This window comes from Embleya sp. NPDC025285 (genome assembly GCF_055558835.1).
Map to the genome: position 1 here is coordinate 1 of NZ_JBVHLU010000197.1, position 9,674 is coordinate 9,674.

Genomic DNA, 9,674 nt, shown 5'->3' on the forward strand with positions numbered 1-9,674 from the left:
ATGTCTTGGAGTGACAGACCTCTTCTACGGCAGCTCCGCTGCTCTGTTTGCCGGCCTTGACAAACCCGCGCCCGCACCTAACTGAACGGCGTTGGTCCTAGTTGGCCGAGGTGAAGACCAGGGCCGCGTTGTGGCCGCCGAAGCCGAAGGCGTTGGCGACGGCCACGTTCAGGGGGCCCACCCGGGGTTCCTTGGCGACCACGTCGAGGTCGATGTCGGGATCCTGGGAGTCGAGGTTGATGGTGGCCGGGACGACCCCGTCGCGCAGCGACGCCACCGCGGCGACCGCGGCGATCGCGCCGGCCCCGCCGCACAGGTGACCGAGCATCGACTTGATCGCGGTGACCGCCGCGTGCGTACCGATCGCCTCGGTGATCGAGGCGGCCTCCAGCGCGTCGCCGCCCGGCGTCGAGGTGGCGTGCGCCTGGATGTGGTCCACGTCCGCGCCGGTGACGCCCGCCTCGGCCATCGCCATCCGCAACGCGCGGACCTGGCCTGGCCCGTACCCGGCGGTGATGTGGTTGGCGTCCGAGGTGACCCCCGCGCCGGCCAGGTACGCGTGCACGAACGCGCCGCGCGCCGCCGCGAAGTCGGCCCGCTCCAGGACCACCAGCGCGGCGCCCTCGCTCATCACGAACCCGTTCCGCCCGGCGTCGAACGGACGCGACGCGGCGGCGGGGTCCCCCTCGTAGGTGGACAGCGCGCGGGCCTGCGCGAAGCCCGCGATCGGCAACGCGCCTATCGTCGCCTCGGCGCCGCCGGCGACCACCACGTCGGCGCGACCGAGCCGGATCAGGTCCAGGCCGTACGCGATCGCCTCCGAGCCCGACGCGCACGCGCTGACCGGGGTGTACGCGCCCGCCCGGGCACCCAGTTCCATGCTTACCTGCGCGGCCGGCCCGTTGGGCATCAACATCGGCACGGTGTGCGGGGACACCCGGCGCACGCCGGACGCGGCCAGTACGTCGTGCTGCGCGAGCATCGTCATCGCACCGCCCATGCCGGTGCCCACCACCACGGCGAACCGTTCCGGCTCGACCGTCGGCGCACCCGCGTCCGCCCACGCCTCGCGTGCCGCCACGAGCGCGGCCTGCTGACATCGGTCCAGGCGCCGGGCGCGGACCCGGTCCAGTACCGTCTCGGGGCAGACCCGCATCCGTCCGGCGATCCGCACCGGCAGGTCGGCCGCCCACGGATCGGCCAGGGTTTCGATTCCCGACTCGCCCGCGAGGAGGGCCGCCCACGTGGACGGCACGTCCCCGCCCAAAGGCGTGGTCGCACCCATCCCGGTGACCACCACATCGGTCTTGCCGAGCGTCATAGAACGCACCCCAGCTCTGTCGAAGAATTGTGGAAACACGACACGGGTGACCCACTCGCGCTCGCGTGCGGGCCACTTGATCCGCAACGCTGTCAGGGAAAGGCCGGTCCGGGGGTATCGACACCGATAAAGAGGACGTCCTATTACTTGTGGAGACCCGACAACCGACCGGTAACCGGCTCAGCCCCGCAAATACGCCAGAACGGCCAATACCCGTCGATGATCGTCGGCCGCAGGCGGCAGATTCAGCTTGGTCAGGATGCTCGCGATGTGCTTGGACACCGCCGCCTCGCTGACCACCAGGGCCCGGGCCACAGCCGCATTGGAGCGTCCTTCGGCCATCAGCGCAAGCACCTCGCGCTCGCGCGGCGTGACCTTGGCGAGCGGATCGCGCCGCCGGGCCAACAGTTGGCGGATCACCTCGGGATCGACCACCATCCCGCCGTCTGCGACCCGCTCTAGGGCGGCCATGAATTCGGTCACATCGCCGATGCGATCCTTGAGCAGGTAGCCCGTACCCACCCCGTCGCGCGCGTCGAGGAGTTCGTCGGCGAACGTTTGTTCGACGTACTGGCTCAGCACCAGCACCGCCAGGTCCGGCCGCACCCGCTGGAGCTCGCGGATGGCTCGCAGGCCCTCGTCGGTGAAGTCCGGCGGCATCCGGACATCGGCGATCACCACGTCCGGGGCGTGCGCGCGCACCGCAGCCACCAGCGAGGGACCATCGCCCACGGCCGCCGGCACCTCGTGCCCGAACCGCTCCAACAGGCCCACCAGGCCCTCGCGCAGCAATACCGCGTCCTCCGCGATCACCACTCGCAAACGCCGCACGGTATCTCCACTCGCACCAGGGTCGGCCCGCCGATCGGACTCGACAACAACATCCGACCATCCACCGCCGCGACCCGGTCGGCCAGCCCCGTCAGACCCGAACCCGCGGCCGGGTCCGCGCCGCCGCGCCCGTCGTCCGCGACCTCCAGGACCAGCACCTCGTCCTGGATCCGCCCATGCACCCGGCAGCGCTCGGCGCCGCTGTGCCTCGCCGCGTTCGCGAGCGCCTCGCACACCGCGAAGTACGCGGCCACCTCCACCGAGGCGGGCAGCCGCGACACCTGGACGTCGGTATCCACCGGCACCGGCGAGCGCCCCGCGACATCGCGAATCGCGGCGGGCAACCCGCGCTCGGTCAGCACCTGCGGATGCACTCCCCGGATCAACTCGCGCAACTCCGCCAGCGCCTCGCGGGCCATGGTGTGCGCCTCGGCCACCTCCCGGGCCGCCCGCGAGTCGGGCGGCAGGTCCAACGCGGCCAGCCCGAGCTTCATCGTCAACGCCACCAGGCGCTGCTGCGCGCCGTCGTGCAGGTCCCGCTCGATCCGCCGCTGCTCGGCCTCGAACGCGTCCACCAGGCGGGCCCGGGAGCGGCGTACCTCGGTCAACTCGGCGTCCCGCGAGCCCAGCACCGCGATCGCGACCGCCGAACGCGCCCCCGCCCACGCCGCGATCGGATACGCCGCGACGGGCAGCAGCACCAGCCCCGCGAGCACCCCGCCCACCGACGCCCAGGGCGTCGCGGAGGGTTGCCACGGCGCGCTGAGCAGCACACCGGGAATCCCCACCGCGACGAACAACACCGCCAGATCCACCCACCCCAGGGTGAGCACCGACAACGCCCCCCACCCCAGCTCGCGCCACCCGGCCGGCTCCCGCAACGAGGACCGGGCCGGCCGCGCGTCCGGCGCCACCAGGCGCAACCGGCGCCGTTCGAACGGCCCCGCGAGCGCGACCAGCACCGTGAGCACCAGGCCCGCGCAGACCACCGCCGCGACCGGCCCGATCCGGTTCCAGGACGCGGCGATCCCACCCGCCGCGACGCCGCCCGCGACTCCGGGCACCCCGCCCGCCAGCAGGTACCCGATCGAACGCCACGGCCAGGCCGAGGACAGGAAGCCCACCGGGCGCGCGGTCAGCGCCTCCAACACATTGCGAGGAATCACCGCTCGACCGTAGCCGGCACCCGGGCCGCTGTCGGTAGTGCCAGGTGGAGTGTTCGAACCAGTGCCGGCACCAATGCGCCGACCCCCACCCGGCGCCTTGACTCGACGTCGTGACGAACCGACCCGGCGCCGTGCCGCGCCACTTTCCGGACCCCTCCGCACACCCCGCCGGCGCCGCGCCGGGCGATCGCCCGGATCCCGCCGATCGCGTGACCGCCGACCGCCCGCCCGCCGACGGCCCGTTCGTCGAACGCCCGTCCGTCGAACGCCCTTCCGCGGCGCACGCGGACGCCGTCGTGGTGCGGCTTCGCGACGTCACCCGGGTGTTCCACACCGGCGGACACCCGGTCGCCGCGCTCGACGGGATCGACCTGGACATCGCCGCGGGCACGATGACCGCCGTGATGGGCGCCTCCGGCTCCGGCAAGTCCACCCTGCTGCACTGCGCCTCGGGCCTGGACCGGCCCACCTCCGGCCTGGTCACCATCGCCGGCACGATCACCCGCGACCTGGACGAGCGAGCGCTGGCCCACCTGCGCCGCGAGCACATCGGCTTCGTCTTCCAAGCGCTGAACCTGGTCTCCGCGCTCACCGCGGAGCAGAACGTCGCGCTCCCGCTGCGACTGGCCGGGCGCCGGGCCGACCCGGACGCGGTGGCCCGCGCCCTGGCCGCCGTGGGGCTGGCCGATCGGGCCCGCCACCGGCCCGATCGACTCTCCGGCGGCCAGCAGCAACGCGTGGCGATCGCCCGCGCCCTGATCACCAGGCCCGCCGTGCTGTTCGCCGACGAACCCACCGGGGCGCTGGACAGCAGCGCGTCGCGCACCGTGCTGGGCCTGCTGCGCTCGCTGGTCGACGAGCACGGCCACAGCGTGGTCATGGTCACCCACGACCCGGCCGCCGCGTCCTGGGCGGACCGGGTGGTGCTCCTGGCCGACGGTCGGGTGGTCGACGAACTCACGCGGCGCACCGACCCGGAGACGATCGCCGCCCGCGCGGCCGCGGCGGAGGTGCGGGCGTGAACACCCTGGCCACACTGCGCGAACGCGGCACCGCGCTCCTGGGCTCGCTGCTCGCGCTGGTCCTGGGCATCGCGATCCTCACCGCGAGCGCGCTGATCCAACTCACCGGCGGCACACCGGTGCCCGAGCGCTACGCCGGCACACCCGTGCTCCTGCACAGCGCGCACGGCACGGACCGCGACGGCGAGTTCGCCGAACCGGTGCCCTGGTCGCCCGAGCGCACCGGGCAACTCGTGCGCGAACTGGCCGCGATCCCGGGTGTGCGGGAGGTGGTCGCGGACCGGCCCTTCTACGCGCAGGCCGTGTCGGGCGGCCGACCGGTGGGCGGGCGGGACGGGGACGAACGCATGGGCCGGGGATGGTCGAGCACGACGCTCGCGCCGGCTCCGCTGGTCGCCGGACACGCCCCGCGCCGCGCCGACGAGATCGCCGTGGACGCCGAACTGGGGCCGCGCCCGGGCGAGTCGATCACGGTGTTGACCGCGAGCGGGCCCGCCGCGTACACCGTCAGCGGCACGGTGCGCGGGCCCGGCTACTACGTCACCGACGAGCGCGCCCGGGAGTTGGCCCCCGGTGTGCGGGTGCTGGGCGTGCAACTGACCGACGGCGCCGACCCGCGGGCGGTGGCCGCCGCCGCGCGGGCCCTGGCGCGCACCGACGCGCGCGTGCTCACCGGCGCGGATCGGCGCGACCTGGCGCCGGCCTCGGCCCGCCGCACGTCGTGGATCGGTGCCCAGGTGATCATCACGATGGCCGGGCTCGCGGGCTTCGTCACGATCCTGGTGGTCGCGGGCACGTTCGCCTTCGGCGTGAACACGCGGCGTCGCGAACTCGCCCTGCTGCGGGTCATCGGCGCCGACCCCGGACAGGTGCGACGCGCGCTGTACGCCGAGGCGCTCCTGCTCGGCGCGCTCGGTTCGGCCACCGGCGTGCTGATCGGTGTGCTCGGCGCACCCGCGGTGACCGGGATGCTGGTGGACACCGGCTTCGAACCGGCCGGGTTCACGATCCGGGTCCGGACCTGGATCCCGGCCGCGGTGTTCGTGGTGGGAGTGGGCACGGCGCTGGTCGCCGTGTGGTCCGCGTCCCGACGGGCCGCGCGGATCGATCCGCTGGAGGCGCTGCGCGAGGCGGTCGTCGACGAACGGCCGATCGGCAGGGTCCGCCGGATCGCGGGCATCGCGAGCGTGGCCCTGGGCGGCGGTTGCGCGCTCGCGAGCGCGTTCGCGGCGCCGACCGAGATGATCACCTGGGCCTTGGCCACCGCGGTCGCCTCGATCAGCGGCGCGACCCTGCTCGCCCCGGTGTTCGTGGCCCCGCTGGCCCGCGCGCTCACCCGCCCGTTCGCCCGCCGAGTGGGCGCGGGCGCGCTGCTGGTGCGGGAGAGCGCCTGCGCCGCCGTGGGCCGCACCGCCTCCACCGTCGCGCCGGTGCTGGCCACGATCGCCTTCGTGGTGCTGATCACCGGCAACACCCGTACCGGCGCCGAGGCGTTCGCCGACCACGCGAGCGCGACCACGCGGGCGAGCGGCGCGGTGGTCGCGAGCGGTACGCCGGGTCTGTCCGACGCCGCGGTGGCGGGGGTGACCGGCAGCGCGCTGCTCGCGAGCACCGTGTACGCGGGCCCGGCCCGGCTTGCCGTCGACGCGGCCGGCATCGACCCGCACGCCTTCGCCCGCACACACGACCGGCTCGACCCCGTCCGCGGCACACTCGCCGACCTGGTCGGCCCCGACACCGTCGCGGTGACCGCCTCGACGCTGGCGGCACTGGGGCAACCCCCGTCTCAAGAAGCGGAGTTCACCTTCGCGGACGGGCGTACGCGGGTGTTGCGGATCGTCGCGGTGCTCGACGACCGCGCGGATTCGCACGGCGTACTACTCGCCCGGGACACGCTGCGCGCACACGACCCGGACGCGCTGACCGAGGTGGTCCATCGCACCGGCGGGCCGGCGATCGTGCCCGGCGACCCCGCGGCGACCGCGCTGGGCGTCCGGGAGATCGGGGTCGCCGCGTACGCGCGGCGGGCCGATGCCGAAGAGGACCGACTGATCGACGTGTTCACCCTGCTGCTGGTGGCGACGACCGCCGGCTACACCGCCCTGGCCGTCGGCAACACGCTGCTCATGGCCGGCGCCGGCCGGGTCGCCGACTTCCGGGTGTTGCGCCTGTCCGGGGCTACCCGCCGCCAAGTGTTGTGGACGGTCGCGGGGGAGACCACGTTCGTGGTCGTGCTGGGCGTGCTGCTCGGCGGCCTGGTCGCGGTGCCGTCGCTGCTCGGGATCCGGGCGGGACTGGCGGGCGCGCTCGGTACGCCGGTGCGCCTGGTGGTGCCGTGGGCGCCGGTGACCTGCGCGATCGTGACATGCCTGGCGATCGCGCTCGCGGCGAGCGTGCTACCGGCCCGACGGGCGATGCGCGGAGTGGCGCCGTGAGGGTGGGCCGGGCCGGGCCGACGCGGTGACGTTCGGCGGGTTGTCGGGCGGCATTATCACCGACTTGGGTGCGATTGGCCCGGGTTTGCCGAAGATCACGGAAAATCCGGCGAATCATCGTGACCATGGTCATTCGCGACTTCGTCCCCCGACCTCGACTTAGGGAGACCGCCATGGCCTGGTACCCCGGAGCCACCAAGCGCGAGCTGCAGCCGGAATCCGACGCGCAACCCGCCATCCGTCCCACCCAGTTCATCCTGCACTCGATCGCCGCGCCGTGGTCGGGACAGCGCATGTACGAGTACTGGCGCGATTCCACCAACCTCGAATCGCACTTCGGCTGCGCCTACGACGGCGGCCTGTGGCAGTACATCGGCACCGAGACCCGCGCGGACGCCAACGCGTCGGCGAACCGCCGATCCGACGGCACCGGCGCGGTCAGCGTGGAGACCGCGAGCAACCTGGAACACACCGACCCGTGGACCGACGCCCAGATGGACAGCCTGATCCGGCTGGGCGTGTGGCTGCACGAGCGGCACGACCTGCCGCTGCGGATCTGCCGCGCCTGGGACGACCCGGGCTACGGGTATCACCGGCTGTTCGCCAAGTGGTCGATCAGCGGCACCGCGTGCCCCGGCGACGCACGCGTGCGGCAGTTCCACGACCGGGTCTTCCCCGGCATCGTGGCCGGCACGGGCGGAACCCCCGTCCCCGACATCCCCGCCCCGCGACCGGCCGTCGACCTGGCCGAACTGGTCGCCGCGGCACGGTCCGACCCGAGCCGCGAGGGCACCCCGGTCACCTACGTGGGCACCCGGATGGTCGAGAACGCCCTGGTCGCGGAAGGGCTGCTCGCGCGGAACCTGGCCGACGGGCACTACGGGACGGCGACCCTGCGGGCCTACGCGGAGTGGCAGCGCAGGCTCGGCTACAACGGGTCGGACGCGGACGGGATCCCGGGGCGGCGATCATTGACGCGGCTGGGGGCGAAATACGGCTTCACGGTCGCCTGAGGGGCCGGCCGGGCACGGGTGCCGCGGAGCACCCGGCGCCCGAGTGTTCGGATCCGGGCTTCACCCGTCCCGGTCGGTGGCCACCAGCAGACCGGTGACGATCGCCATCAGTGACCACACCAGCCACATCCAGGCGACCGCTTCGTAGAGGGCGCTGTACAAACCCAGGATGGTCAGCAGCACGAGTGTGCAGACCACCATGCCCCGACTTTGTGGACCGTACGTACTGATCATCGTCGCCTCCACCCTCGGAGCCCGGGAACGAACCGGTGCTTGGCACGGTAGCGCAGCAGGTCACGGCACGGACAGAGAACGGCCGCCGGCAACCGCGCGTCGCGTCGGATCGGCGCGCGGCGGCCGGCCGCACTACAACACCAGCAGGTCGAAGAGCCGGTCCAGGTCCGCCGCCGGATTCGCGGTCAAGCCGCCGTGTACCGGACCGGGCTGGACGATCGTGCTGCGCGGGGCGGTCAGCCAGCGGAACCGTCGACCCACCGGCTCGGCCCCCGGAGCGCCGGCCGCCTCGCTGCCCGCGCACACCAGCTCCCACGCGGCGAGCACCGCGCGCGCCTGGGTCACGTCGGCGTCCGGGTCCAGGGCGCACAACCTGGACTGCTCCACATGGGTGCGCGCGCCCAGGAAGCCGAACGCCTGGCTGTACAGCGCGACCCCGACGTTCAGACACTCCCCGCGCTCCACGCGCGGCACCAGGCGGATGATCGAGTACTCGAAGAACTGCCGCTGCGCGTTCATCGTCATCACTTGAGCCAATCCGGGCGGTTCGACGACTGCGCCGCGCCCTGCCGCGCGACCACGTCCGGCGCGATCTCCGGCAGCCACGCGCGCGGACCGGCGGCGCGGGCGAGCAGGTGCCGGATGTACGCCTCACGCAGCGCGTCGGGGCTGTCCAGGCCCAGCGCGCGCTCGGCGTCACCGGGATCCAGCCACTCGTCCGGGACCAGGGCCAACACCTCGGTGAGCAACTCGCGGGTGATCCGAGGGGCCAGCTCGGCGTCCGCCTTGAGCAGGCCCGGACCGCCGAGGGCGGCCAGCACGTGGTCGGCGGCGTCGAACGGCCGCGTCGCGGCCGCCTTGGCGGCCTGCCACGCGTGGTGGAACCACAACGCGGCGCCGTGGTCGATCAGCCACAACCGGCCGTGCCACACGAGCAGGTTCGGATTGCGCCAGGAACGGTCCACGTTCGAGGTCAGCGCGTCCAGCCACAACACCCGCGCGGCCAGTTCGGCGTCCGGCTCCCAGGTGGCCGGGGTGAAGTCGGCCGATCCCGGCAGGAAGTCCATCCCCAGGTTCAGCCCGGCACTCGCCTGGACCAGTTCCTGGACCTCCTGGTCCGGCTCGCCGCGCACGATCACCGGGTCCACCTCGACCCGCACCAGGGCCGGCACCGGCAGCCCGAGCCGGCGGGCGAGCTCGCCCACCACGACCTCGGCGACCAGCACCTTGACGCCCTGTCCGGCGCTGCGGAACTTCACGACATAGGTGCCCAGATCGTCGGCCTCTACGAGGCCGGGCAGCGAACCGCCCTCCCGCATCGGCGTGACGTAACGAATGGCATGGACCAGGGGAAGCATTCCCGAACAATGCCACGCGCCGTCCGGCAAAAAACACTCGGCCTGTTGGGCGACTTTGTCGCCGGCTCGGGAGGGGGTGGGTCGTGGGTAGGGCGTGGGGTGGCGGGCCGGGGTCGTGGGTAGGGCGTGGGGTGGCGGGCCGGGGTCGTGGGTGGGGGCGTGGGGTGGGGGGCCGGAGTCGTGGGTGAGGCGTTGCTGTTTGTTGGGCGACTTCGTCGCCGGCTCGGGGGGGGGGGGGGGGTGTGGTGTTTTCTTCTCTTTTCCGCCACCCAAGAGAGCACCCGCCCCCCACGG

At 73.5% G+C, this 9,674-nt stretch carries 9 protein-coding genes; 3 read left to right on the forward strand and 6 right to left on the reverse strand.

Annotation, left to right across the window (positions count from 1 at the left end; all coding sequences use genetic code 11):
- Window positions 1–97: 97 nt before the first annotated feature.
- The 3 genes from ACZ4FV_RS50685 to ACZ4FV_RS50695 all read right to left on the reverse strand — a co-directional run bounded on the left by ACZ4FV_RS50685 (window position 98) and on the right by ACZ4FV_RS50695 (window position 3,318).
- On the reverse strand, window positions 98–1,321 hold the full coding sequence (locus ACZ4FV_RS50685) for a beta-ketoacyl-[acyl-carrier-protein] synthase family protein (RefSeq protein ID WP_465328158.1): 1,224 nt from the start codon (window positions 1,319–1,321) through the stop codon (window positions 98–100).
- Window positions 1,322–1,501: 180 nt separating this feature from the next.
- A complete protein-coding gene (locus ACZ4FV_RS50690; RefSeq protein WP_395865903.1) occupies window positions 1,502–2,134 on the reverse strand; it encodes a response regulator in 633 nt (210 codons plus the stop codon).
- The gene (locus tag ACZ4FV_RS50695; RefSeq protein WP_395865309.1) at window positions 2,131–3,318 is read right to left on the reverse strand and encodes a sensor histidine kinase; all 1,188 of its coding nucleotides are present in this window, start codon (window positions 3,316–3,318) and stop codon (window positions 2,131–2,133) included. Before ACZ4FV_RS50695 ends, ACZ4FV_RS50690 begins: the two co-directional genes overlap by 4 nt.
- Window positions 3,319–3,614: 296 nt before the next feature.
- Between ACZ4FV_RS50695 and ACZ4FV_RS50700 the strand changes: the two genes are divergently transcribed.
- From ACZ4FV_RS50700 to ACZ4FV_RS50710, 3 genes are all read left to right on the forward strand, one after another.
- The gene (locus ACZ4FV_RS50700) at window positions 3,615–4,340 is read left to right on the forward strand and encodes an ABC transporter ATP-binding protein (RefSeq protein ID WP_395865901.1); all 726 of its coding nucleotides are present in this window, start codon (window positions 3,615–3,617) and stop codon (window positions 4,338–4,340) included.
- Window positions 4,337–6,775: an ABC transporter permease gene (locus ACZ4FV_RS50705; RefSeq protein WP_465328160.1), complete on the forward strand. Its 2,439-nt coding sequence runs from the start codon at window positions 4,337–4,339 to the stop codon at window positions 6,773–6,775. The genes ACZ4FV_RS50700 and ACZ4FV_RS50705 overlap by 4 nt, the downstream gene beginning before the upstream one ends.
- 173 nt (window positions 6,776–6,948) lie before the next feature.
- Entirely contained in the window at window positions 6,949–7,788 is an 840-nt protein-coding gene (locus ACZ4FV_RS50710; RefSeq protein ID WP_395865305.1) for an N-acetylmuramoyl-L-alanine amidase, read from the forward strand.
- 60 nt (window positions 7,789–7,848) lie between these two features.
- On the opposite strand, the gene ACZ4FV_RS50715 is transcribed toward ACZ4FV_RS50710, so the two are convergent.
- The 3 genes from ACZ4FV_RS50715 to ACZ4FV_RS50725 form a co-directional block, all read right to left on the reverse strand.
- Window positions 7,849–8,022, reverse strand: a complete 174-nt coding sequence (locus ACZ4FV_RS50715; RefSeq protein WP_395865303.1) for a hypothetical protein — start codon at window positions 8,020–8,022, stop codon at window positions 7,849–7,851.
- A gap of 132 nt (window positions 8,023–8,154) precedes the next feature.
- The gene (locus tag ACZ4FV_RS50720) at window positions 8,155–8,547 is read right to left on the reverse strand and encodes a DUF3037 domain-containing protein (RefSeq protein WP_395865301.1); all 393 of its coding nucleotides are present in this window, start codon (window positions 8,545–8,547) and stop codon (window positions 8,155–8,157) included.
- Entirely contained in the window at window positions 8,547–9,380 is an 834-nt protein-coding gene (locus ACZ4FV_RS50725) for a HipA family kinase (RefSeq protein ID WP_465328163.1), read from the reverse strand. The genes ACZ4FV_RS50720 and ACZ4FV_RS50725 overlap by 1 nt, the downstream gene beginning before the upstream one ends.
- Between the last annotated feature and the right edge of the window lie 294 nt (window positions 9,381–9,674).